The 25,339-nt window shown below is 56.4% G+C and carries 20 protein-coding genes and 2 pseudogenes; 1 reads left to right on the top strand and 21 read right to left on the bottom strand.

Annotated elements, in window-relative coordinates:
* Positions 1 to 105: 105 nt before the first annotated feature.
* Positions 106 to 797 (top strand): annotated as a pseudogene (locus ACIOZM_RS23465) (IS30 family transposase); the annotation flags it as partial.
* A 241-nt stretch (positions 798 to 1,038) separates the two neighbouring features.
* On the opposite strand, the gene ACIOZM_RS23460 reads toward ACIOZM_RS23465, so the two are convergent.
* The 21 genes and pseudogenes from ACIOZM_RS23460 to ACIOZM_RS23360 all read right to left on the bottom strand — a co-directional run bounded on the left by ACIOZM_RS23460 (position 1,039) and on the right by ACIOZM_RS23360 (position 25,208).
* Positions 1,039 to 8,022, bottom strand: coding sequence for a TcdA/TcdB pore-forming domain-containing protein (locus tag ACIOZM_RS23460; protein WP_401217851.1), 6,984 nt, complete (start codon positions 8,020 to 8,022; stop codon positions 1,039 to 1,041).
* Between the two features lie 2,367 nt (positions 8,023 to 10,389).
* On the bottom strand, positions 10,390 to 12,297 hold the full coding sequence (locus ACIOZM_RS23455) for a restriction endonuclease (protein ID WP_401217848.1): 1,908 nt from the start codon (positions 12,295 to 12,297) through the stop codon (positions 10,390 to 10,392).
* 370 nt (positions 12,298 to 12,667) lie between these two features.
* A complete protein-coding gene (locus tag ACIOZM_RS23450) occupies positions 12,668 to 12,892 on the bottom strand; it encodes a hypothetical protein (RefSeq protein ID WP_401217845.1) in 225 nt (74 codons plus the stop codon).
* Between the two features lie 16 nt (positions 12,893 to 12,908).
* Complete coding sequence (locus ACIOZM_RS23445; RefSeq protein WP_401217843.1) at positions 12,909 to 13,076, bottom strand: hypothetical protein; 168 nt, start codon at positions 13,074 to 13,076, stop codon at positions 12,909 to 12,911.
* An 89-nt stretch (positions 13,077 to 13,165) separates the two neighbouring features.
* Positions 13,166 to 13,849, bottom strand: coding sequence for an HrpE/YscL family type III secretion apparatus protein (locus ACIOZM_RS23440; RefSeq protein ID WP_401217840.1), 684 nt, complete (start codon positions 13,847 to 13,849; stop codon positions 13,166 to 13,168).
* Positions 13,828 to 14,469: a Yop proteins translocation protein K gene (locus ACIOZM_RS23435; protein ID WP_401217862.1), complete on the bottom strand. Its 642-nt coding sequence runs from the start codon at positions 14,467 to 14,469 to the stop codon at positions 13,828 to 13,830. Before ACIOZM_RS23435 ends, ACIOZM_RS23440 begins: the two co-directional genes overlap by 22 nt.
* Positions 14,469 to 15,218, bottom strand: coding sequence for a type III secretion system inner membrane ring lipoprotein SctJ (sctJ, locus tag ACIOZM_RS23430; protein WP_401217859.1), 750 nt, complete (start codon positions 15,216 to 15,218; stop codon positions 14,469 to 14,471). The genes ACIOZM_RS23435 and sctJ overlap by 1 nt, the downstream gene beginning before the upstream one ends.
* On the bottom strand, positions 15,215 to 15,553 hold the full coding sequence (gene sctI / locus ACIOZM_RS23425; protein WP_401217838.1) for a type III secretion system inner rod subunit SctI: 339 nt from the start codon (positions 15,551 to 15,553) through the stop codon (positions 15,215 to 15,217). Before sctI ends, sctJ begins: the two co-directional genes overlap by 4 nt.
* Positions 15,553 to 16,134, bottom strand: a complete 582-nt coding sequence (locus ACIOZM_RS23420; protein WP_401217835.1) for a YopR/YscH family type III secretion effector — start codon at positions 16,132 to 16,134, stop codon at positions 15,553 to 15,555. The genes sctI and ACIOZM_RS23420 overlap by 1 nt, the downstream gene beginning before the upstream one ends.
* Positions 16,131 to 16,481 (bottom strand): YscG family type III secretion system chaperone, encoded by a 351-nt coding sequence (locus ACIOZM_RS23415; protein WP_401217832.1) that lies wholly within the window; start codon positions 16,479 to 16,481, stop codon positions 16,131 to 16,133. The genes ACIOZM_RS23420 and ACIOZM_RS23415 overlap by 4 nt, the downstream gene beginning before the upstream one ends.
* 2 nt (positions 16,482 to 16,483) lie before the next feature.
* The gene (sctF, locus tag ACIOZM_RS23410) at positions 16,484 to 16,738 is read right to left on the bottom strand and encodes a type III secretion system needle filament subunit SctF (protein WP_401217830.1); all 255 of its coding nucleotides are present in this window, start codon (positions 16,736 to 16,738) and stop codon (positions 16,484 to 16,486) included.
* On the bottom strand, positions 16,738 to 16,944 hold the full coding sequence (locus tag ACIOZM_RS23405) for an EscE/YscE/SsaE family type III secretion system needle protein co-chaperone (protein WP_401217827.1): 207 nt from the start codon (positions 16,942 to 16,944) through the stop codon (positions 16,738 to 16,740). Before ACIOZM_RS23405 ends, sctF begins: the two co-directional genes overlap by 1 nt.
* Positions 16,907 to 18,211: a type III secretion system inner membrane ring subunit SctD gene (gene sctD, locus ACIOZM_RS23400; protein ID WP_401217824.1), complete on the bottom strand. Its 1,305-nt coding sequence runs from the start codon at positions 18,209 to 18,211 to the stop codon at positions 16,907 to 16,909. The genes ACIOZM_RS23405 and sctD overlap by 38 nt, the downstream gene beginning before the upstream one ends.
* Before the next feature lies 1 nt (position 18,212).
* On the bottom strand, positions 18,213 to 20,030 hold the full coding sequence (sctC, locus tag ACIOZM_RS23395; protein WP_401217856.1) for a type III secretion system outer membrane ring subunit SctC: 1,818 nt from the start codon (positions 20,028 to 20,030) through the stop codon (positions 18,213 to 18,215).
* On the bottom strand, positions 20,018 to 20,440 hold the full coding sequence (locus ACIOZM_RS23390; protein ID WP_401217821.1) for a YscB family type III secretion system chaperone: 423 nt from the start codon (positions 20,438 to 20,440) through the stop codon (positions 20,018 to 20,020). Before ACIOZM_RS23390 ends, sctC begins: the two co-directional genes overlap by 13 nt.
* Positions 20,441 to 20,462: 22 nt before the next feature.
* Positions 20,463 to 21,296 carry a T3SS regulon anti-activator ExsD domain-containing protein gene (locus ACIOZM_RS23385; protein WP_401217818.1) on the bottom strand — a complete coding sequence of 278 codons (834 nt, stop codon included), beginning with the start codon at positions 21,294 to 21,296 and terminating at the stop codon, positions 20,463 to 20,465.
* A 116-nt stretch (positions 21,297 to 21,412) separates the two neighbouring features.
* On the bottom strand, positions 21,413 to 22,228 hold the full coding sequence (locus tag ACIOZM_RS23380; protein WP_401217815.1) for a helix-turn-helix transcriptional regulator: 816 nt from the start codon (positions 22,226 to 22,228) through the stop codon (positions 21,413 to 21,415).
* 256 nt (positions 22,229 to 22,484) lie between these two features.
* The gene (locus tag ACIOZM_RS23375; RefSeq protein WP_401217812.1) at positions 22,485 to 22,901 is read right to left on the bottom strand and encodes a YscW family type III secretion system pilotin; all 417 of its coding nucleotides are present in this window, start codon (positions 22,899 to 22,901) and stop codon (positions 22,485 to 22,487) included.
* The gene (locus tag ACIOZM_RS23370) at positions 22,898 to 23,143 is read right to left on the bottom strand and encodes a T3SS regulon translocated regulator ExsE family protein (protein WP_401217810.1); all 246 of its coding nucleotides are present in this window, start codon (positions 23,141 to 23,143) and stop codon (positions 22,898 to 22,900) included. Before ACIOZM_RS23370 ends, ACIOZM_RS23375 begins: the two co-directional genes overlap by 4 nt.
* Before the next feature lie 8 nt (positions 23,144 to 23,151).
* Positions 23,152 to 23,595: a type III secretion system chaperone gene (locus ACIOZM_RS23365; protein ID WP_401217854.1), complete on the bottom strand. Its 444-nt coding sequence runs from the start codon at positions 23,593 to 23,595 to the stop codon at positions 23,152 to 23,154.
* A 188-nt stretch (positions 23,596 to 23,783) separates the two neighbouring features.
* A pseudogene (locus tag ACIOZM_RS23360) lies at positions 23,784 to 25,208 on the bottom strand (IS1182 family transposase).
* Between the last annotated feature and the right edge of the window lie 131 nt (positions 25,209 to 25,339).

Raw genomic sequence — 25,339 nt, 5'->3', positions numbered from 1 at the left:
AGTAGAAGACTTCGAAGCCTTACTGCCGTGGAACTGCACGCCGCAAATTCCAAGATAGCCATAGATTCCCACCTTTAAAATGTGGGGTTTATGGAACGCTTACCCTATGTTTGCCGAGAGACGATCTATAGCGCGGTCTATGCCCTGCCCGTTGGTGAGTTACGCAAAAAGCTAATCATCTGCCTGCGTCAGGGCAAAAGCACGCGCCGCCCTCGTGCCGCAGGGGTAGATCGGCGCGGCCAACTTCCTGATATGGTCAGTATCCACGTGCGCCCGCCGGAGATTGAAGACCGTCTGATGCCCGGTCATTGGGAGGGAGACCTGATCAAGGGTAAGGCCAACGCCTCGTCCGTCGGCACGTTGGTGGAGCGCACCAGTGGTTACCTGATGCTGGTGAAGATGCACGACGCGACGGCGACCTCTGCGGTGGAGGGCTTCAGCGCAGCGCTCAATCGTATGCCGTGGCGATGCGTAAGAGCATGACCTACGAGCAGGGGCGGGAGATGGCACGGCATGCGGAAATTACCCAGAAGACTGACGTCGCCATCTATTTTTGCGACCCGCACAGCCCTTGGCAGCGCGGCAGCAACGAGAACATCAATGGTTTGATCCGCCAGTATCTACCCAAGGGCACACACTTGTTGAAACACAGCCAGGAAGAACTGGATGCCATAGCCCGGCACTTGAACATGCGCCCACGTAAGCGTTTCGATTTCAAATGCCCCATCGAAATGATGGGCCAAGTGATGCAAGAGGCCATGGCTATGCGACATGATGCCCCAACTTCAATTCAATAACCGTGTTGCACTCAGCTCCAGCATCCGCCCTTCAATAAAGCCTGACCGGTCGCCTCACCAATGCGCTGGGCAACATTCACAAAACCAACCGAAAGCCCATAAAAAAGCAGGAGAGGCATTGCGCCCCTCCTGCTGATTGTTTCCTGCGATGTCATTAGCGCTAGGCACCTACGCTGCCTGGGCGGATCGATGGCTGTGCGGCCAGGGCACGCGCAACCCTCAACTCCGTCAGGCAGGCGTCCTAGACGGATGTCGCCGAGATCGGCGGTTCAATGACAGATGACAGGGTAAACAACACCTCCTTGTCGATCCCCACGGTCGCAAAAACCGCGACTAACTGCTCAACGCTGATCACCACTGAAGTGCCCTCCAGCTCGATTTGCAGATGCCGGTGCGTCGCGGCGTGTTTACCGAAGACCCCGCGCACCACCAAGACCGTTTCAATCTCGTAATCGGTCAGCAACAGGTCGTCATCATGGCGACTGACGAGGATTTGCTCCAAGTCGGTCACCGCCATGATCAGGCGATCCAAAGCTTTATCAGGATCATCGTTATCAATGACGATGGTTGGATAATGCTGCCACATTGCCTGGCTGATACGGTAGGTATCAGACGCCCCCCCACCCTGCACTACCACTTTGTCGACACCGACAATGATCGGTGCGGCCAAATCGTCGTCGCTACCTCCCTCGCCTTGAAGCTGGAGAGATGTGCCAAAGCGCTCAGCATTGGTAAACCGGTTGAGGCTTTCGCTGCTGCTGTCCTTGATCCGATACAACGTTTGAGTCGTTGGGTTATAGATGTAGGCGGCCTGTTCTTCAGGAGCGATCCCCAAGAAACGCAGATTGTCCGTAGCAGCCATCCCATGGCTCCAGAACACCTGACCACTGGCGATATCGAACCAGCCTTGGTGGAGTTTGCCCTGCAAGGTCAGCACGCCTTGGGCTTGCCATTGACTGGTTACGTCGACCAGTGCTTGTGACAGCTTGTCGAAGTTATCCTTCTGCCAGTTTTTGGTGACGGCGATCAGTTGAAGTTCACCGCTGTCGGCACGCAGCAAAATCTCACCCTGGACAGTGGTCAGACGCATTCCGGTATCAACTTGCTCCGCCGCCACGAGGTGAAGTTCCGGCGCCAAGGTACTGGCCACAGGAACCTGGGCCGACGCGCTCAGCACCTGCTCAGCGTCAAACGCGGCGCTCAGCGCTTGCGCAGTCATGGCGGGCTGGTGATACAGATGACCGCTCTCGGGCTCGAAGAGCCGTGCGGCGGAACCATCCGCTTCAAATCCCAGAAATTGCAGCGACTTGTTCTGCAGCGCCGCCGAAGCGACCACCACTTGACCGTTGTGGTACCACACGGGCAGCACACTTTTACCGTCAGTGCCTTTGATCCCGAACACGGCCAGGGTGGCGCCTTTGCCATTCACAGACTCTAGATCTTTCCACCACGTAGTGCGGCCCTTGAGCCAATGCTCGTTGACGGCTTCATAGTTGAGCCGCCCCAGCACATCCAGCTGAGCCACACGCCCATCTTCGGTGATGGCGAGCAGGTTGCCGTTGACATCCACCACACTGGCCAGAGACGGAGCGGTTACCCGCAAAGCAGTGGGCTGGCTGGCGTCGAGTATCGCTTGCCCCGGCCCTTCCTGACGAAACAGGACGTCTTGCTCTTTGCTGTAGAAAAAGAACACTTCCTTGGCATGGCTGCGAGGCAGGCTGCCCGCCAACAGCAGATCCGCCGGAATCGGCCAGGCGCTATGAACCTGATCTGGCGTTTGGAAACGCAGTGCGTGGTCCTTCGGTGGCTCCAGATTCGGTTTGATCACCATGCCATCGTGGGTGCGAATCCAGTAGCGGTGCGCGACACCGGCCACATCGGTGCCGAATACTGTCACCAGCGCCGCATTGATCGGCTTAATTAGAGGCGCACCTTCGAGCAGATAGCCCGGAGTCGTACGCGGCGTGCTATTGCTCTCGTAGCCGGTAAGCAAGTCGTTGACCGCATCGCTGTGCTGACCGGTGTGCGCCGAAAGCTTCAACAGTTCATCATCACCCACCGCACTGACCAATTCCATTTGAGTGCCCGAGATCCGATAACCCAGCTCGGCCTCACTACCATCCTTGAGTAGATGGGTACGAACCAAGTGAATCGCATCACCCTCCTGCCATAGGCGGCTGATCTTGCCCGCACTGTGGTTGAACCATGGATCGAACTGCGCATCGACCTGTCCGTTGGCAATCGTGACCCGCCACACGACCGCGTTCTCGGCGTCATAAAAATAGGCATGATCTCCAATCACCGCGCCCAGGCTACCTTGCTTGACCTCTTCTTGGGTGGTGTCGGTAAACAGCATCCGGTCCTTGGCGACGTCGTAGAAGCCTCGGCCCACATTGCGCTCACCATGGGTGTAGTTCTCAACCACCACGTACTGCCCCTGCAGTTGATGTTTCTGGGCAAGGTCATGCAGATGTTGCTCAATGGACTGACCGGGCACCTTCCATTGGTTGGCGTCTTCGCGCACGATCAGAGTGGTCAGACCGGCAAAATCGACTTCACTTACTTCACCCTTGTGGCTAATCACCATTACACGGACGGTCTGTTGCAGATCAACGTCAACAACGACCCCGCCAACCGTCAGGCGATTCGTCGAGACGCTGATGCTGTCACTGGAGAGCTGACTGCTATCAATGATCCAGCTTGACGGCGCACCGCCGTGAGCGCCAGTCAATTTGACCGTGGCACCTTCGTTGAGGCCGATCAGATACTCCCCACCATTTCCCTGGACCTCATAGTGCAGGTAACCGTGCAGTTCCTGGGGCAGTTCGGGCACCAACAGGTGACGACCATGCTGATCGAGCAACACTTCAATCGGGGTCGCGACGTACTCTTGATGAATCCTGCTGACCGTATATTCAGATGGGAAAATGTAGAAGTCGTAGTCGAATCGGTAGTCCTGCTCAAGCTTGCGCAGCACATCGAAGCCAGGATCGTGGCGAGTGGTTGCACCTGGAAAATGAATGTACCCGTAGCTGATATAGGATTTGACCGTGCCAGGCAGAATAACCACCTTGCTGTCGCTGTGAGCGAGCCCATGCAGGCTCGCGTAACCAATACCACTGCGCACCTCGATCGCCTGGTTGCGGTCGTTCACCATGGTCGGAAAGTCACCGCCCCAGAAGAAGTAGTTGATTTCCCCCGAACCGGTTCTACCGTGGTGTGTGCGATAGAGGTATTGGCTGTCAAATTCGACCAGGCCCTGGCGCAAGTTAAGGGTCTTGATCACCGCCCCACTGAGGGGCACCAATACCTGCTCTTTATCGTCATAACGGTAGCCATTGCCCTTGTACGCAGTATCGACTGCCTCAAAGTAACGACCCACCGCCTTGATATCCTCGGCCACCGGTGCAAAGGCCTGCGCCAAGCCAGTAAAGCCCACCGCGAGCCCGCCCAGGACTACCCCAGCCCCGCCCAGCACTGCGCCGACCGTCGAGGCACCAAGCAGCCCGGCACCAATCCCCGCCGCACTCGAGACGAAACTGGCCGAGTCGAACGCCAACTGGGTACCGTAGATCGCTTTCTGTCCTTCATTCTCAGCATGTGCCAGCTCGTAGGCGTCCAGTACGACGAAGGCACCGCCGAACACCACGCCGACACCTTCGTTGACGGTGTGGCCCAGGGATGAGGCAAAATCCTTGAGCGAGGTTTCGGCCGCCACCACTTCGCCGCGTAACGCGGTACGCACCAGCTCGATGACCTTGGCCGCGCCCTGTACTACACCATGACCCATCTGGATGAGATTGAGATAGCTGTGGATCTTCAAGGCGGTCGCCAGCTCAGGTGACGTAATACCGCTTGCCGTGTCTTGACGGCTCTTTTCGGTAAACCAACGGATCAGCGCTTGCACCGTAAACCCCGAGTTCAAACCGTCAACCGGCGATGCCTCGCCTGCGCCCGCTTTAGGCCGCATCTGACCGTGTTCGACGGTAAAATGCTCGCCCAATGTCGAGGTATGCTCATCGACGAAGTCACGGAACTCGACAAAGGTGGCATCGTGGGTGGTCAACCAGCGCGTTTCCTCGGGTTGCTCACGGTTGATGAACTGTACCCGATAGCCTTCCCCCTCCGCTTGCTCTTGGGTATTAGCAATCACTGGCATCCAGCGGTGATCAAGACCTGCCTCCAGAGCAAGTCGGGTACTGGCTTCGTGATATTTGGCGCCCCACTGCTCGGCATCAAAAGATGCCAAAGAGGTACGTAACTGGGTGTCTTCGACCACCCGCTCTTGCGCATTGACCGTACGCTCAACCTGACGTTGTGTTTCGAGCACATTGACCAGTTCGCCGGCACGGCTCAGGTCGGCCACATTAAGGCCGTAGTTCAAGGGAACTGCGGCCATTTTGGCGGTATCGATTTCGACTAGATTGAAGATTGGTGACGACTGGCTGCCCAAAGAACCGTAATGCGCAGCCAGTTTGTTTTCTACCAAGTGCTGCGTCATCGCCTTGGACAGACTAGCAGTATCTTCGAAGGCAAAAATTCCCACATTCGGGTCATAAAAATAGTAACTACGGCCTTCGGCGTTGACGGTGCTTCCCACCAACATCGAGTGCCCCGGAGTATTGAGCGCAAACATCGACGTATGGGTGGTGGCATCCAATCGAGACATCACCTCGCGCAGTTTGACCTCGCCCTGCTGCGTTGACGCTTGAACGGCCTCAACGTTGGAGTGCAATTTGATCAGGCTGTTTTGAAGCAGCGTGGAGCTCCCAGACTTTGGATCAGCAGCGGCCACGAACAGTTTTTCAACCAAACTATTAACACCCTCCTCGCCACCACTGGCCAGTGCCACCGCCATGGCCCGAACCAAGGGGTAACAACGGCCACCGGATTTATCGCCCACCAGCGTCAGATAAAAGTCCTGCGGAACCAGACGGTCGAAGGTGCTGCCGTTACTACGCAAATCTTCGCTGTACGCGGCCGCCAGCCTCAATACTTTGTCGATGTACTCCGCTTGGCTAGCTTCGGTGATACGCCCACTCAATGCCCCTCGCTGCACGGGGGTAAGGTGACCGTCAAGAAACAAACGTTTCATCTCTAGAGCCGACATCGTGTCACTCACTCCGGGGATAGTGATCTCATGAAAGTTGCGCAAACCGTCCATAAATGCTGGGTGTTGAGCCCCTTGTTGGTAAGCTTCAGAGATCGCGTAACGTTCGGCCAAGCGGCTATGGCGCTCCTCGCCCCCGCCCTGAATGGAGATATCGTCAGTGCGCACCACGGCAGCGGTGCCTTTTTTGTCCTTGATCTGTTGCCAAAGCCAAGTCGTTTCCGCCAGGCGGGCGTCACTCAATAGCGGGGCGTATTGCGCCTTATAGAACTCCAGCGTGAGGTTGATCTGTTTGATCTGTTGCTCGATCAAAGTGGTTTGGGTTGAGGTACGGAGTTTCTCTTGCAACTGGTAGCGTTGCTCTCGCAACGGCTCAATGTCGGCGTTGATCTTCGCTTGAACGTCTGCACGCAGCTTGTTCCACTTGGCAATTGCTGGGTGATTAGGCGAAAACTCCCCGTCTGTGTAGACACCGTCAATGTCCTCGTCGACGGGTACGCGGAACTGTACCGCCACCTTCTTCAGTTGCTGGTGAACCTGCTCGCGGTAGGCGGCAAATTCGGTTGGGGTTTTCCCCGTCCCTTGATGATCAGCAACTTTGATCGTGAGTGGCTGCTCACCATTTCGCAGCTTTGGCCATACCAGCATGCCTTCACGCTGGTAATCCTGCTTTTGAAATACCAATTGCCATTCGCCATTGATGTACTGCATGTAGGCCGCCGCGAGGCCTTCAGCCGTGCCGGGGACTTGATAATCCTTAAAGTCAACGGCCATTGCCACATCGTCGTAAAGCAATGAGCTGTTCACTCGACCATCGTGGTACACCCGCAAGGTATTGGCATCGAGCGTGGTCACGACCACGGAGCACCCCGACAACGTTCCCGTGAACAGGAAGGAGCCGGTGGCCGCCTGTTTGGGAATATCCACATAGGCGGGTGACGCGTTTGCTTGGTTGGCACCATTGTAGCCAAGGAAATACGCCGGCACGCTGACACCGGAACCAGAACGCTCAGTGTATTCGACCTCGTATATGCCTGGGGTGACGTTCACCAGTTGGGCATGCCCCTCTGCCGGCAGGCGCCCTCTCTTGGTCATTGCTTCAAGACTGATCACATGGGATTTGGCGAACAGCACTGGATCAGTAATAAACTGCTGGATGTCCGCGCTACCTTCGCGGGCCTCAGCGCCACCGAGCAGGGGCAGCCCACCCTTGAGTTTGCGGTCTAGCACTGCTTGTGCGAGCAGGGCCGGATTGTTTACATCATACCCGCGCGTCTGCAAGAGTCTTGGCAAGGTCCGCTCAATAGGGGTCTCAGTGAGCAAGGACTGGGCGCCTGCGGCCGCAATCAGTTTTGCTCGAGACTGGCCGTGACTGCTCGACTCACCCTCGGCAGTCTCGGAGTAGGCAACACCTTTGCCCACTCGGTACATACCAACAGGGGTATGCTCAACAAAGGCCGTTGGCGACAACAGCTCGCCAAGCTTTTTATTGATCGCCTGGGCATGCTCCACCCCGGCACTGGAAAGATAGATCACCGCTTGGTCAGTACGACTGCCTAGGTTTCTCGGGCCCATGATCTTGGCCTGATGCAGCCAGCCTCGATTGTCGTCACTGAACAATCGGGTCAGCGCCTTGGCCAGCGGATTGAAGTACGCCTTCTCGACATTGATGGTCAGCCGCGCGCCAACCTTGGCGCGTGCAGCGTGGCGCTGCGTGAAGTCCTTGGGCAATACCCGAAAGGCATCGGCTTTCGCCAGAACGCTATCGGGTTGCGACGACAAGGCCACTTGTTCACCGCCTTGCACCAGAATGTCGACGTCCTTGGCGCTGACCGCCAGCGCCTTGACATAGTCAACAAACTTCAGTTGTTGATTCTCATCAAGACCGCTGACACCCATAGGTTTATCGTTGCTGTAACGCTGATAAGCGTCATGTTCCAGCATTTTTTCCAACTTCTTCTGCCGGTCAAGCGTCTCAGCGGTCCACTTTTTACCGTTCTCACGGTAAATCTTTTTAATATCATGGATCAGCGCCTGTGCGGCGGGACGGCGGCTAATCTCTTTAAATGTTTCTTGTGCAAAAATAAGCAGCGATTGATAGCTGTTGTTAGGCATCGTATTTCTCTTGAGTAAAGGTGTATTGGTTCTTTGCGAACTGCAATACGTGAGCGCTAGTGGCAGCCATAAGCGTGCCCATAAGCGGCGATTCAACAGGGTTAAATACCGCTCACTAAAAACCAACATACACACGAACAAGATGGCAGTGCCAGGTATAAATCTGTGCAGCCAAACCACTCAAACAAATAAGTAGCTGCCAAAAAGTCGCGAGCGTCGAGGCTCTGCGTGAACGGAAAGAAAATACACAAAGTAACTACAGTTCGTGCTTCCTGTATATTTACATACTCAATCATGATGTTTTATAGAGCCCAGATCGTCAATGAATCTATGAAATCAGACTTCAACCACAATCGCTACGGTTGGCGCCCCGACAGGCAGACCTAATAGTCATGTGCCGTACGCGTTATTTGACGCGACGGCGTCAACTTGCGAACGCTGATGAACAGCCGAAAAAGTTCAGAAAGCTCGGGCATACATTTCAATCGCACGCGGGAGGACAGTCCCAGAAACGTTGAGTATCAAGCACTCGCTTACTGCGCCGATGTTATTTTGAACCGTAGTGTTGGGCCTACGACTGTGCTCTTTTTTATGATGACACCCCTAATTATTTCAGCCTATAAAAGACTTTGGCAAACCAGCTAACTACAGAGAGAGCGACACACGACCAATGCGTACTGGCTTCATCAAGACTGTCTGAAAACATAAATTCGGCAGATGCAAGCCAGGAGAGCTGTTAAACTCAAACTGCACCTTGGTACGAATGCAAAAAGCAAGGCTTTATTCTGTGTCTCGATGGTAGTGACGATGACTTATTTTTTGGGAGAGGGGGCGCAAGCGCGCCTAAGCGCTTTAAAATAATCGAATCTGCGGCCTCTTGGCGATGTCAGGCGAGACTCGGGTATAGGCACAAGAGAGCATTTACGATTAAAGTTTCGCGTATTATTCGTGAGGTGACGAACGACCCAACGTGCTAAATCAAGCTCGCTGCCAGATGTTTGCCACTCGACATTTTTGAAAAAACAAGTGCCAACTCCTACCAAGGGACGGGGCATATCTGCGCCGCATGCCAAAGCAGATTCATATGACTCCAGTCGATGGCTGTTATGCCGTAGCACGAACTGATTAACCGGTCCGCAGAAAATACGGATTAGCAGAGTTCGGGCGCAAATCACAGGACAACATCAACTATTGCGGACCACTCCCTAATTGGACGTACAAATGTCCATTGACCTAGTCTTGGCATTATGAGTACTGGCTCACCTCAAAGCCTGTCATGTTTCCAGTTCCAGACGTTGAGCGCCTTCTATCGAGACTCGCCCAACAGCTTGAAGACTTCATGCTGAATCAGCAGATTGAACCCCAGCGCCGAGACGCCCCCTTGCTCTCCAATGCCAAAGCGACATGGTGAGCATGCTGAATGCTCGTAGCCCTTACGAGACCGGCTGCATCTGGCTTCAAGTTTTGCACTTCATCCAGTTTTTTCTCCCCAAGTCGAGCAACTGATTGATCGCTGCTTCATGACAAGTAGGTCCTCGTATGGAGATTCACGGAGACGCCGCGCAATGCTTGGAAACAGTTTGATGGTATTGATGCTGGCAACGCCTTCCGTGAGACTCAACATCTGGCTATCAAGCAGAATGATGCGAGGAGATCGGCAAACGCCATCAGCAATAGTGTCTTTCAGCCCGTAGGATAATCACAGATCAAACGCCCTTCCGGGTTAGGGATGGTCTTATATGGACGCCTCCCAGAGCTCAATAGGTAGCCATGCTGGCGCATAGGTAGGAGCAGTCTTATATCCGGCCTGTTGTGCAGGCCGGAAAACCTGCTGGCCCTGATGGAATCCGCTGACGAAGCCCTCATCTGAAGATCGAGCTACGGGCAATGCCCGTACTCACCATCCCTACCAGGTTTACCTCGCCACGGAATGGCCTATTTCGCCATCACTTGTTTGCCGCCTGCGCTCCTTGTGAAGTCTATTGATTACTGCTTTCAATGCCTCGTGGGCGATACTGTAAAAAATTCGGTCCGATATGGCGAACCCGCTGTGGCTAATAAGCTCGCCAGAACTCTTTGGGCAGTGTTGTTACTCGCACGGTATTGGTATTCACATAGCAGGAAGCCGCTCAGCAAGGTGTGCGCTCTTTCGCATACGATTGGTGCGCCCAGCATGGGTGCATGCTTGTGGGTGAAAATCCCGCCGTGAGCTGACCACAGAGAATGAAATGAAGCGTAACTGCATGAGGACAAACGAGTGTGCGGAGGAAGTGTGAAGTCGGCGGTTGTGCGGTGAAGGATCAAAAAACGCACATCGAAAAAACAGGCATCCGAACAAGGCCCAATATTCGCAATTCACCTCTGGAACTATTTTTCGGGCAACCAGCTCTGACTTAACGGCGTATCATCGCGCGTTCCAGAATTCAATACTTGCAAGCGCGCCTCATAAGCAATCCTGACCGACTCTGGGACCCCTAGCACCGGGGGCTGCAACGACACCAACGGTTGGACTCCTTTGTCTATCATTTCGGCTGTTACTTTATCAATAAAACGCTGACGATCAAGGCGGCGCAATCCAACTACGTCATCGATAAACCCACTGGCCTCAGCGTTACCTATATTCGGGTATCTATCTGCAATGCCGGCGCGGAGCATGGTGCGATTGTCGGTGGTAAAGTTATTTTCGCCATTGGCCACATAAGCTGGCATCAGTCCAGATAATGCTGCTGCGGAAGCCTTGACCGGACCTAATTGTGGCGACACGATGACAGATGCCACCTCGGTCAAGGTTTGGTTTTCCACCTCTGCGGCGACCCCGCGTAGGTTGCCTGTTTTACTGTTAACTTGTTGCTGGAAGTAGTCGCGCGCCGCCAAATAATCCTCTACTAGATTCTGCAATACCTGTATATCTGACGATTGAACGCCCTCCACTAGCCAGGTTTTCGGATGTGCCTGGAACTGTTCCGATGTCGCACCTTCTAATAACATTTGCGACATTTCTTCAGCCTGCTTGCCGGGAAATCTTGTCATTTCCTCAAAAATTCGATCTACAGCGTGATCCATATAACTATGCTGAACATTGGCAGCCAACTGAGCAACTGCCGCCCCAACAATAATCAAACCGTTATCGCTATTTGAACCGCGATTTTGCAAGCCTATTACCGTCTTGTAAGGCTGGTCGCTATAGACCTGGTCGTAGTCATATACCGGCTCTAGGTGGTCACGTAGCTCACCCAGTAACGCGCCAGCACTCCCTGGTTTGTGGATGTCCTGCCCTAAGGCGTAAACGTAGTAGTCCGCTTCCAAGGAAGTGCGCGCGTCTTTGATACCGTGTTCTGGCGAAGTGTAGTCCAGTCGTAATGCCGAGCCGTACTCTTGTTTTGTTGGATAGATATCAAGTGAATCTACTTTGCGCAAAGCACTTTGAGCCAGCGCAGGTGCAAACTTCAGATGGTTGCCATCCAATAACAGCGGACTGGTACTGCGGGTAAACCAAACCACATTTGCTCCTAGTTCTCCTGCGCGTTCAACTGCATCAATGCCTGCATTTGGTCCATGTACAACCACTGTTTTTCCGGAAAATTTCTGGGGTGCGGTATCACTCGCCCGCATAAACTCATCGAGGCCCAACACCTTGTCGCGCAAAGCTTCCTGCTCATGCAGCTTGATGTTATCCAGTCGTTTTTCTGCCTGAGTGTGTGGCGTAGAGCTGTTCCAGATACTGGTATGAGGTCCGGCACCAGCTCCCAATACAACCTGCCGACTGTCCAGAACCTGACCACTGTCCAAGCGGATTCGGAAGCAACCATCATCCAGCTGCTTAATATGCGTTACCAGCGCCTCCAGATGCTCTGCACCCAACCCCACTGCTTGGGTCAACTGTTGTTGATTACCCGCAGAAAATTCGCCGCGATCAGCATAACCAGGGTCATATGCCGGCACCTGCTGCCCCCAATGACTGACGAGTTCGGTTGGTTGATTGAGATACCCTTGGCCACGAACATTCGCCCCCCAAGAGTCCTCCTTACCGACAATACTGACCTTTCCTGAAAATGGCAAAGTTACTCCGCCTTCGGCAAAGCGACCATTAAGTTCATTAAGCAGATAGGCCACACTACTGCCCACCCCTATAAACGTTAGTTCGCGTACTCGATGCGGATCCAACGGCGTATTCGTATTACTGATAGCCTGGCCGGTTGCGGCCGGGGTCTGCTCTGTAGTGGCAGAGCCCATCACAGCGAGTTGCATATGATGCAAGTTATGTCCGATAAGCATTGTGGTGCTCCTCTCTAAAAAGTCCGGAAGTCCCCGGAGCCTAACATGCGTTTGCGATGTTCTTTTTTACGCTGATATAGAATTGGCCGGGGCAAGTTTTCCTGCGCATTGGTCGTGACTCGCTGCGAGGATGTATGAACACGCCTTGCTTATTGTTTTCTGCATGAAAACATTGTGCAGCGTGGCAGCGTGATCCGGAGTCTGCACGTCCTCCTTGAAGTGAAGCACTGGCTCACTGCATATTTGCAAGCTCAAACTATTAGGGTTTTTTATGAGCATGGCTCAGCTCCGTGGAGAACACCGCTGGTGAGGCTGCTTCAGCCTAAACAACGCCCAATGGCCATGTCTTTCAAGCAACGCGCAAATATTGTCAAAACGGAAAGCCTGGATTCGGGATGGCCCCGGCCGCAAACCGGAAATGTTCTTGATGCCTTCCAGCGCCCCCGCCGTTTAGGACGAGGCTGGTCTGCGGTAGCCGGGCCAGCTGCACTTCGGTGACACCGTTCTCGAAACTGCGCAGCGTAACCTGCCGCTGCCCCGCCCCCTCGGCAATCAATTGCGCCGCCCCTTCGGGATGTGGTTTGACCACGTGCACGGCCGATGTCCGGTAGTTACGCGCTGACCGCGATGCCGATCGTGCTCTTGAGCGCCGCCATCAAACCCTGACCCACAGGGTCCGTGGACAACGTGCCCTTGGCCGGTTGCTGGCCCTTCGGCGGAGTGATTAGTAGCGGCAGGCTGGCATCGGCAAGCGCGTTGACTGACGACTGAATGTGCATAAAAGGCTCCTGTAGAACGTAGGCTCTTTTCTGGAGCAAATACTAAGGGAATCGGTTTTTTGGCTTTTCCAGTATCGGGCGCATTTTTATCAATTTAAAACTTCAAGCGATTGCTCCTCGATTGCGCTGCCAATCAATGGCGCAGAGACTCGGCCACCCTGCATCCACGTTTGCTTAAGGGCCTCTTCCAGGGCGCCCAACTGGCCGTCGACACTCGCGTCGATGATGCCGATCTCGGTTTCCAGGATGCAGCCGCCCTGGTCCAGCCGGGCATCGGCGATGACCTCGACATAACCTACTTCCGGGAAGTCCTTGAGCACCCGTGAAATCTGCTCGCGCACCTCAAGCACCTGATCCGGCTGCACGTGCAGGATCACCTGCTTCTGATTGCTGACCAACGACAGCGCCTGTTGCGTCACTTGTAAAGTCAGCTCAATGTTGTCGTAGTGCTGGAGGATTTTGCGCACCGCTTGCAGCACCACGTCGCTCATCTGCTGCTCGACGTTGCGGTAATACTGATGACACTGCAACAGCGTTTCCTGAATCAACGTGGCTTGGCGCTTGCACGCATCCTCCATGCCGGCCTGCCAGCCCAACGCCTTCTGTTGCTCATAGACATCGTGGGCGGCCTGCTCGATGTCCTCGGCACGCTTGCGGGCGACTTCAACCAATTCGCCCGCCTTCAGATAGTCCTGATAGTCGGCACTGCGTAGCAGGACCTGATCTGGCGCTAGTCGGACGTCGGAGGCTTTTATTTCAATAAATGGAAACATTGCGGGCTCACTTGTCGGGCGATTTTCAGGCATAACGCCTGGGCCAATGGGCGCTGACTGCTACTGACCGTCCACTGCGCCGGGGGCTGGGATAGCCGGGGTTCGGACAGCGCCAGGCGCAAGGCGAGGCGACGGGCAAATCCCGGTGGCGCGTCAGCGCAGGCCAGCAGCCAGAACGCCAGTGCACGTTGACGCAAGCAATCAACGAGTTCCCCCTTAGGCAACGGCTGCTGCCAGCCGTCCGGCCAAGCGCCGATGATCAGCTCCAGTTGCTCCAGGCAGTAGCGATGCCCGGCCTCGCCAACCGCGGCGTGAACCCGTCGCAGGTTTGTCGCATCCAGCACCTGGCGAATGGCGTGGCCATGCAGCAACGCGCCCAGATAACCGAGTGTTTTCTGCAGCGCGTCCTGCTCAAAGAACGCCAGGCCACCGAGTATCGGCGGCAACTCATACTCGATGTCCAGCTTGCACTCACCCAACAGCCAGGCATTGATCCCGCTGTGCCGACGCCAATGACCCAACGTGTCGGCCAGCCCCGTCAGCGAGGGCGGGACGTGCGTAGGGTGAATGTAACGGGCCGGGCAAAACCTCAATTGGTACGGCGTCACCAACAATGTCATCACGAAAGCCTGCTGCGCTGCCACAAGTACTGGCCGAGGTTACTGACCAACAGCAGCGCGAACAGCAACCCGAACAACCCCAGCAGCCGGCCACGGGATTCTTCGGCCACCTGAATCGAGAACACCGTGTCATAACGCGAGGCCAGTGGGACCTGCCGGACATCGGCCGAAGGCACCAGCACCACACTGATGCGGTCGTAACTCAGGCCTTCGATGCCGTTGTTCACCAGTTGCTTGATTTGCGCAATATAAGCGTCGAGCTGAATGTCTGCCGCGTGCTTGATAAACACCGACGCCGAGGCCGGCGAAGACTTCTTGCCCAAACCGTCGCGGTCTTCGGGCAACACCACATGAACGCGCGCCACCAGCACGCCGTCGATTTCCGACAGGGTCCGGGAGATTTCCTGGGCCTTGGCGTAATTGAGCCTGGCTCGCTCCTCCACTGGCGAGGAGATCAACCCTTCTTTGGGGAACACATCCTTGAGCGTGGAAAAACTTTCACGCGGATAGCCCTTGCGCTTAAGCGCATCAATGGCCCCGGCGATATCGGATTCCTCGACCAGCAATTTGATCTTGCCGTCTTTGTCAGGTTGCTTGGCCGCCCAGATCCCTTCGGTGCGCAACAACGCGAGCATTTCGTTGCCTTCTTTCTGGCTGATGCCGGCATAGAGTTCGACCTTGCAACCGGCGAGCAGCAGCACGGTCAACAACATCAGGATTCGATTGAGTCTCTTCACGCAGCACCTTATTGGGTTTTCATCAGCGTTTCGACGTTCTGACTCATGCGCCCGACCGTCTTGGCTATCAGTTCCTCCTGCATGCTGATGCGCATCAGCGACCACTGCATCTGCATCAGGCTGCCGGGGTCATCGCCGGGGGTCGAAAGCTCTACCTCAAGGTCATGCTTGGCCTGGGAAAAACGCTCTTTGATCTGTCCGATTTCATTGAGCAGGTTGCCCCCAAGGCTCTCGGCCCCCTTGCCCATCGCCTGCTCGAAATCGGCGATTTGCCCTGCACTGGCCTGGGGTGCCTTGAGCTCATCGAGACTGGTGACAGCGGCCTGACTTATCTGACTAACGTCCATCACGACTCCAAATCGGGTGAGTGGGTGAAGCGCATCAAGTTTTCGATCATGGCGTTCGTGGGGATCAGGATCTGCAACTCGCGGCGCACGATGCTCGCCAGGTAATCACTGCCCTCAACCCCCTTGATCTCGCCCAGCACGTTGAGCAGCAGTGTTTCCTGTTGCTTGCCAAACGGTGCCGGTTCGCTGAGCAGGTCCTTGAGCGCCAGACGATCCGGCTCAAGCCCCAGTTGTTGCTCCGGGAAGCGCACCAGCAAGCGGTCCGACAGGCCTTGCATCAGCCAGTTGCGCAACTCGTCATGACGCCCTTCGGCCGAATCCGGCAAGTCCTGGCGATACCACTTCCAGACGGTTTCACGCTGTTGGCGCGGGTCCATGCCCGCCAGAACCGTTGTTAGGTCCGCACCTTGCAACCAGAGCTGTAACGGTGCGTCAGTCGGTGCCGATTTGGACGACACCGGAGGGCTTTTCATCGCCGCGTCGAAGGCTTGCCCCTGGCCGGGCTCGACCGGCGCTACAGGCCGTGCGTCCAGTCCATGATGGAGCGGCAGCTGCGAAGGTGACGAGTCGATCCGGTTCATGGCCCCTCCGGGTCACGCATGCCGTGGGCAAACTGCACCAGCCGAGGGTCCCCGCTGGCGGCCAGTTCGGCCAGGCGCCGATCCAGCGCCGTACCGAGTCCCAGCCGCCATTCACATAACGCCAGCCAGGGTGCAAGTGCCGGCCACGGTTGGCCTTCACCCAACACCAACGCCTGTTGGTAATGCCCCTGGTTCATCAGGCTGGAGAGCCGGATCAGGCACGCGGCTTCCTCCTGACCCTCGACCTGTTCGAGCCAGTTCGCAATCTGCTGGGCTTCTTCGTGGCAGTGATGGCCGCTACCGGCCAGGGCTAGTTCTGCCATCAGCCCTTTCAATGAACTGTCCATCATCAGATTTTCTGCAGGATGCCCTGCATCAGGTCTCTCATCGAACGGGTGACAGTCGAGTTGATGTTGTAGATCACCGACCACTTGTTGAGCTTGTGTTGCAGTTCGGCCAGCAGTGCCGGGTTGTCTGCGGAGTCCTTGAGAGCCGCGATGGCGTCGCCGACGTCCTTGTTGGCGTTGTTGGCTTGGTCCTTGAGGTTTTCCGCGACTTTGTCGAGGGTATTGACGCTGCTGTCATTGGTAAAAATCGATGCCATCACGAAGCTCCCTTGAGGGTATTGAGAATGCTGATGGCGGCCTCGACTGCCTGGGCCTCCATCTGCCATTGCCGGTAATGTTGCGGATCAGCGCCGCCCATCAAACGGCGTTTACCGCTGGCCTGGGCCTGCTCCAGTTGCGCGCGCAGCTGCCGTTCAAAGTCAACGTCAGCGGCGCACAGACGCTCCTCCAAAGCCGTCATCATTGAGTGACTCTCCCTTGAGATTGATGATGAATTGTTGTTTGCCGCGGCTGACGATCACGGCGTCGGCATTGATGGCCTGCACCCTCACGCCTTGCGGGGTCGAGGCGTCGACCGGGTACTTCTGACCGTCACCCAGCACCACATAAGGCACCTTGCCGAAAGACACCGAACGCACCATGAACTCCAGGTCATCGGTGCTGTCGCGCTTGTTGCGGCTCACCAGATCCAGCGCCGGGCGAGTGCCGAACTCCTGGCGGAATTCGCGCTGCAACTTGTAGAACTCGTTGAGCTGAGCCTCATCCAGTTGCCCGCGCAACTCGATGCGCTCGCCTTTGTCCTGGTAGGTCAGAACGGCGTCAAGCCCGAAATCGATGAGTATATGGTCGAGCCGCTTGAGGTGCGAGCCGGCCAGCCGAACGCGGTTTTCCAGACCCAGCAACCCCGGCACATCGGCCTTGAGCAGGCTTTCGATCTGTAACCAGCGTTCATCCTCAAGCGCCAGTTCGCCCGTGAGACGAATCCAGCCGGGTTGATCCGCAGTGGCGGTGCGCACCTGGCGATAACCAAATTTCTGCAGGATAAATTCCACCCCCTGACGAATCTCTTCCATACTGCGGACGTCGAGTCGATACGTCAGGCCGCTGCGCTCCAGGTACTGCTGCAACGCCAGCCGCGTGTGGTTGTCTTCCAGGTAACCGGTGAGCGGAACATTGCCGTTGGCCTGACGCTCACCGACCTGCACGTACTGCAACTGGCGATCACGCAGAAAATTGCGCAAGGCCACGAGCGGGTCTTCGCCGGTCATGCCACCACTGGCACCCAACCACGGGGCGCCGAGCAAACCGACGACACCGACCAGCAACAGTACGCTGACTCCGAGCATCAGTCGCCCACCCCAATGGACTCGGGGCACCACCGCACGACGCTCCTGAGGGCTGGCGGCCAGAGGCAATTGTTCGGAAAACTGTCGCTCCTGAGCACAATAGGTCCACAGCAACGGCCCGCAGGCCTGCCGGACCAGTGCCTGCAATGCGGTGCCACCGACCAACGGCTTACCCTCCTGAAGCGGCTGATGCCCCTCGGCCCACTCCAGCAGGCGCACACCTTGCGGACCGACCTCCAGCACCAGGTGAACCGGCATAATACCTTCATCGACCAGCACCAGATCGGCTTGCAACGGGTCGCAACCGATGACCACTCGCCCTTCGGCCAGCGGCACTTCAACCCCTTGATTAAGACCACTGTAAAAGCGGATTTTCCAGCTCATATCAGGGCTTCTTTGGCGCGCGAACGCACTGATCAACGCCTTCGACGCAGGCACCTTCGGAAATACGCCAGCCGGTGATTTCATTGCCCAGACTGCACAGGGTCAGCGAAGAGTCCTTGCCGGCTTGCGCCAGTATTTGCTGGAGCTCGCGGGCCTGGCCCAGCACCTGGCACTGCGAAGTACCGAGTAACTTCTGCAACGAAAGGCTCTGGTTCGACAGTTCATCCACCTGGAGCAATCCATCTAGGTAGCCACGCTTGCTACCCAACGCCACGAAATGGCCGACACCGTTGTCGATCAGTCGCGGCTCGATCAGAAACAGCCGCACCGAACGGCGGGTAAAGCTGGACTTGAACCGGAACAACGCGCCCATGTACGGAATGTCGCCGAGCAGCGGTACCTTGCGCACGGACTCGCTGAGCTCGTCGCGGTAGATACCGCCGACCAACAGGCTCTGCCCGTGCCCCACGCGCGCCACAGTATCGACTACGGTGCGAGCGATGGTGGGAAGCCCGCCCGCCCCTGAACTGTTTGGTTTCTGATTACCGTCCTCGATGTGCAGGCTGAGACTGATTTCCGGCTTGTCACCCAACTGAATCACCCGCGGCGTCAGTTTCAGCATGGTGCCGTAGGTGATCGCCTTGAGTTCAGCCACCCGCTCACCAACGAGACTGACGTAATAGGTTTCGCTGTGGTCGATCACCGCCAAGGTGTTTTCCTGGGTCAGCACGGTGGGCCGCGAGCCAATCTGGGCGCGCCCCTGGCTCTGTAGCAAGGTAATGCGCGCCAACAGATAATCCAGGCCACGACTGTCCACCAGGCTGGCACCGGCTTCGCGCGTGGCGTTGCCCTGGTCGCCGATGTTCTGGCTGGTGGTGCGAATGTCGATCAGCTTGTTTGGGCCGACGCCGATGCCGACGCGCCAGTCCACGCCCAGTTCGGCGAGGTTTTCCGCGTTAATGTCGACAATCGACAACCCGACTTCGATGCGCGCCGAAGGCCGATCCAACGCCGTGATCAAGCGTCGATACATCGGCATGCGGTCCTTGGTATCGCGCACGATGATGGCATTGAGCGAGGGCTCGGCCTGAACCACCGCACGCCCGGACTGCGCTGGCAATCGCGGGCTGTCTTGGCCACCGTCGACCGACACCACGTTGGCGTCACCCAGCACTCGAGAGAGGATGGTCGCCACACCCGGTGCATCGATATCGTCTTCTCGGTACTTGATCCGCCGATCTTCGGCGACCGCGTATTTGAGCGGAAAGATTTCTACCGCCAGATCGCCGGTCTTCTCACTGCGCAGTGCGTGCTGCTGCTCGAGGGCCATGGCGGTTTGCTCCACCAGGTCGAGGTAACGCGAAGGGCCGGAGACATACACCAGCCGTCCGGACATGTCCGGCCGCCAGCCAAAACGCGGCTCCCAGACACCCGCCGCTTCCAGCGCCTGCCTCAACTCGGTTTCTCTGACCTGCTCCAGCTTGACCAGCCGCGACTGCATCTCGGTGGACTTGAACACATAGAGAACCGCACCGTCGTAGTACCAGATGAGGTTGTAGAGCGAGGCCATCAGTTGCACAAAGGACTGGGGGTCCTTGAGGTCGAAACGCCCGCTGACCTGGTCATTGACCTTGTCACTGACAATCACCGAGCCGTCGTAGTTGGCACCGAAATTGGCCAGCACATCACGCAAGCTCTCACCTTGGGCGACGTAGTTGTAGGGGATGGTCGGCCAGTCCAGATCCTGGCCTTGAGCGGTCCCGGTCAGCGTCAACGCAAAGACCAGGCTCAAGCACCGCGAAACACTCAGGGCCGCCATAAAGTTTGTTTCCACTGCGGTTCCTGGCCTGCACGCAGCAGCCCTGGCTTGATCGTTTCCAGAATTCCGACCTGAGCCGCCAGCGCCCGCTCAAGTTCGTCGAGTTCAAGGGCGCCCAGTTCCAGGCGCGCCTCAAGTACCAGGTTTGACTGTTCATCCGTCGCCAACGCCTGGGGATGACGCCGACTCCAACTGGTGACCTGGCCCAGCAGGTTCAGCAACACTTCGCGATCCGTTGGGGATTGGCCCTGAACCTGCCAGTTCAGCGGGCTGGACAGCACAAGGTCAGTACCCTGGCGCTGTAAAAGCAGGCTATGGCCGTCGATCCGCAGGTGATAGCGACCTGTTTGATCGGCCACAAAAGGCACTTGGCCCGTTCGTGCGGCCAATCCAGTCAGTAAATGTTCCATGATTCCTCGGCGTATCCGGCAGTCAGGGGCTCTGCCAATAAAAGTGGTCGTGGGCCTGGCACAGACTGTGCTCATGCAACCAGTGCTGTACGGCGTGCGCGGCGTGCGCGTCCTCGTCAAGTTTGGCCAGCGGCTCCCACAGGGAAGCCAGCACCACCGGCACGGGCGCAAAGCCGTCGAGCTTGCCGTCGGCCAGCAACACGGCCATGCCCTGATGCCAATTGGGCCAGGCTTCTCTGGCCTGCTCGGAGATGGCGCTCAGTTTGCGGACCATGTGCGCGGTGTCCGCTTCAGTCTTTGCCTGACAGCGGACGATGTTGGCCAACTCCTGCTGCACCAGTTGCGAATCGGCTTCGCCCACCTGGCGCCAGAACTCGGTCTTGATCCGCAATTGGCGGGCCTGGGTTTCGTACTCGATCAGCGCAGAGCGCCAATTGGGGATCGCTTCGTCGAACAGGCTTTCCCACCAGCTGTAAACGGGCAGCAGGACCCAGTCGATCATGGCCTGGGGCGAGGCCAGGTTGATTCTGTCGCCCAGCCAGTTGCACCAGTCGCTACCCTGGGCAGAGGCCTGGCGCAGCACCAACTGAAGATCCCCGCGCTCAAGCGCCATCCCGCGAGCCAGGCGCTGTTGCAGCCAGCTGGATTGGAACAGCTGTTCCAGCTGCATACGCGGCAGCAGGCGCTGTAACAAGGTCAACTGTCGCGCGCGGATGATTCCCGACTCACGATACAAACCGCCTGATATACACCCTGCGACTCTGCCCCAAGAGCGGGCGTCCTGACCCACTACGGATACCCGACGACCAGCAAAAATGCCTGCTTGAGGGGGGTGTTTATGGTCTTCCTCGCTCATTCTCTGCCTTGACTATCTCGTTTAGTAGCACACCCATCAGCGTCTTTCTGCGACCAATCTTACTGAGGGGCAACGGACCAAACTTTCAAAAAACGTCATTTTTTTTTAGTCCGACGCTATTCTTTCCCTTGTCTGGAACGGCTGGGCGTACACCCGAAACGGCGACGATAGCTCTGGGTAAAGTAGGACTGACTGGAGAAACCGCTTTCCATCGCGATGTCCACGATGCTCATCTCACTGTTAAGCAGTAACTGGTGGGCGTACAGGACACGCCGCTCGCTGATCCACGCACGAGGAGAAACGCCGTAGACCGAGCCAAACAGCTCTTTGAACGTCGTCAATCCCATGCCGAAGTCCCGAGAAAACTCGCTGAGTCGCCACTCCTTGAGATAGTGTTGCTCCATGAACACCTGCAAGCGCTCGACATGCCGGCTGCCCTGCTGGCGCAACACCGACATCAGCGCCGGGCCCTGGGGGCTGAAGGCAAACAACATCAACAACTCTTCGACCCGCAACAACGCCAGCATGGGTGGGTGCTCATGCATCAGCAACCCTTCGAGCCCTTTGACGCAATTGGCCAACAACGGCGTACTGGCAAATGCGATGAGGCTGACCCCAGGCTCCTCCCAACGCTCTACCTCGCTCAATAGCGCACCGAAACGCTGAATAAAGTTCTGTAAAAAGCCAACTGACAATGAGATCCAAAGCAAACGACAATCATGCTCGCCCGTACTCACGACATAGTTACCTCTGCGAGCAAACATTAGCTCACCCGGCATGAGACAAAGTGTCGCACTACAATCCTGAACCGTGAGCTGTCCCTCAATAAGGATATAGATCCCTTCCTCGCAGTTCGATACAAATTCAAACGTTGGGATAGACCATCGGCACAGCTTTATCTGTTTCCAGCCAAGTGTGCTGGCACCTTGCATATTATAGTGACCCCGAACCTGCACATACCGCCTGTACGCTGCCCAAGCAGGCGTCGTACAAAAAACGCACCCTCTACGTACTACTGCGTGACGCTATGAACGATGATTAATTAAACGACAGTCATCATGAACGAGAATGATTGACCTTAAATTAGATTTAATTACTCCCCAATGAAACTCTCGACACTCTTATATGGCCGCCGAAGTATCGGAGCATTCACCGAATTCAATAAGCCTAATATTGATACCAAGTATTTCAGAGATTTTTCGGCGTCGCCGGAACAGTGCAGTTTGGATAACAGGGCAACTGCCCCAGACGCACAGTCATATCGTTACCGGGTACCGCAGGTTGCCAACTGAGAGCCTGGACAGGACCGTTGTCGGACCAGGCCAATTCGCTACGCAGCAGCAGCCCCTCACCAGCCACCTGCACCGGCGTCAAACGAAAAGCAAAGTGCAACGGCAGCGCCGTCACCCGATAGCGGACCTGGGCGACCAGCCGCGGCTGCCCCCCGATCAAGGCATAGAGCCGCACACTGACAAAGGCAGGGCGCGTGACCGGCGACGACGTACGCACCTGCCCCCTGACATCGATCTTGTTTACAGGCGCTGGCAGCACACTGACACAGCCGCCCACGGCCAAAAAAACGCTGCACAGTAACGCCCTCATCATGGTCGACGAACCTGACGCTCATAAAGAGGCGCGCTGCCGTCATCGACCAAGCGCTGTAACTGTCGCTCACTCTGTTGATTCGCACCGATCTGCGTCGCCAACCAGCGACCCAGCTCAGCGACACTGGCGACCCCTTCGTGACGACTGGGCACCTGACTGAACGAGCGGCCGGCAAAGCTTCCCGGCACTTGCGCACTGTCGATCGTGGCTGCTGGTGAAATGCCAGCGCTGTCTATCTTCATGGCTTTACTTAAACCCTCATACCGGCGGGTTTGGATGTCGCTTGGGCGGCACTGTCATGTTTGGGCAGCAATTGCTGCCAGAACTCTGCGTGATCGAGCAAGTTGGCCAAGGTGGTTTCAAAGCTTTCCAGGGTCAACTCGGCCGCTGGAATCTGAGCGTACAACTGCACCAGGCCCGACTCCTCGTCAAAACCAAAATGCAGGTCGAAGCGATACCAGCGTCGATTGAAACTCGCCAGCTGCCGGAAAATTCCGTCACCGAAGGTTTCGATTCCCGCTACATCCGCTTCCATGACCAGCCGCTCACGTCCGGCCAGCAATACCAGCGTCACGCCCAACTGATCATCAAACAGCAGGCTTGCTACCCCCTCCTCATCCAGCGACAAAGCGGGAAGGCCACTGCGATTGGCAAATTCGGCAAGCAACCGATTGACCCTGATACTCAAATCCATGCATGTCTCCTCGAGCATGGCGAATGCTAGCACCCGCCATGCTGGGGGGTTGTCACTGACGGGCTTTTCTTTTAAGAAAAAAGCCACATCACCAGGCTGTGTGAAAACACAATCTGTCCCGGTTAAAAGCAAATGTCCCGACTTGTCGGGGCATTTGCTTTTCTGCGATCTGAAAAATAAAGGGCCTCTCAGCCCATCAGCGCCATCAGCTTTTGCGCTCCCAACACCTGGATAGCCCTTTTCAAGTTGTAGGCCTGTACCGCAAGCGCCATTTCTGCGCGAGTACCCTGTAACTGGCGCAGCAAAAACCGGCCATTGCCGAAGATCCATTGCTTCAGGTTGCCGAAGGGATGCTCGACGATGGATCGGCGATTGACCATCATTTCGGGATGGGCCTTCATCCGCCGCTCCATTCGCTCAAATGCCGCTTCGTGGGCATGGCGCGTCAGATACCGGCGTTCGGCCTTGGTGCAGCGGCTTTTGAGCGGACAACTTCAGCAGTCGCTGATAGCCGCCTGATAGATCCGGTCGCCCTTGCTCAGTTGTTTGAGTGTCAGTTGGTTGCCGGCGGGGCACTGATATTGATCGTTGTCCGTGTCATAAATGAATTCGGTTCGATCAAAGTACTGTTCGTCGCCACCGGTGGTGTTGATGGACCGATTCGGGGGCACAAACGCCGTGATGCCGGCATCTTCACAGCTCTGAAACTGGGCGCCATTGGAGTAGCCCGCATCCGCCGTGACGCAGAGTTCTGATTGGTGCAGCTCCTCTTTGGCCGCTTTGGCCATCGGATCGAGCTGGCGATTGTCGGTGCCTTCTTGAGTGACTTCGTGGTGCAAAATCAGACAATGTTTGGCATCTACAGCACTTTGAATGTTGTAGGCCACGAGCGGGCCGGACGCCGTTCGCATCTTCTGGGCCTCGGGCTCGCCCACGACGTGTTGAGCCAGACCTTGAGCCTCCATCAGCACCTGACAGGTCTGGTTATTGGCCTTTTTTACCTGCAACTCTTGAAGCGCGGCTTGCACCGCTGAACGATCAATCGATTCCCCATCCTCGCCACGATCTGCTTCATCAAGTTGTGCCAGATAACGCGCAATTCGCTTATCGAGCACCGCTTCTCGCTGCTTGAGTTTTTTCGGTGTCAGGTGTTTGCGACTTGAGGCAACCGCCTGAAACTTGCTGCCATCGATTGCCACCAACTCGCCGGCAATCAGACCGGCATTTCGGCAAAACCGAACAAAGGCGCGACAGGTTGCGGTGAACGCAGCGCTGTTATCGCGCCGAAAATCAGCGATGGTTTTGAAGTCAGGGGCCAGCCGGCCAAGCAGCCACATGACTTCAACGTTGCGCTGACACTCGGCCTCGAGCCGCCGCGACGAGCGGATGCGCTGAAAATAGCCGTAGAGGTAGAGTTTGAGCAGGTCGGCGGGATCATACGAAGGGCGTCCCGTGGCCTTGGGCCTGGCTTTGTCGAAGCCCAGCAGCTCAAAGTCCAGAAGCGAAACATAGGCCTCGATCACCCGAACCAGATGGTCATCGGGAATGAGTTCGTCTAGCGAGAGTGGAAACAGCGCGCTCTGGGAGCGGTTTTCACCTTGGATATAGCGCATAAGAAAAATGCCCGTATCTTGCGATACGGGCATTTTCTTCAACCGGCCAGCAGATTGCTGTTTTCACACAGCCTGATCACTGCGGCTTTTTTACCTACAACTGTTTCGTCCTGAATAAGGTTTATACCTTC

This window comes from Pseudomonas sp. NPDC087346 (assembly GCF_044744235.1).
Taxonomy (GTDB): domain Bacteria; phylum Pseudomonadota; class Gammaproteobacteria; order Pseudomonadales; family Pseudomonadaceae; genus Aquipseudomonas.
The sequence above is the reverse complement of the archived record's forward strand: the minus strand, read 5'-3'. Positions and strand labels throughout refer to the sequence as shown.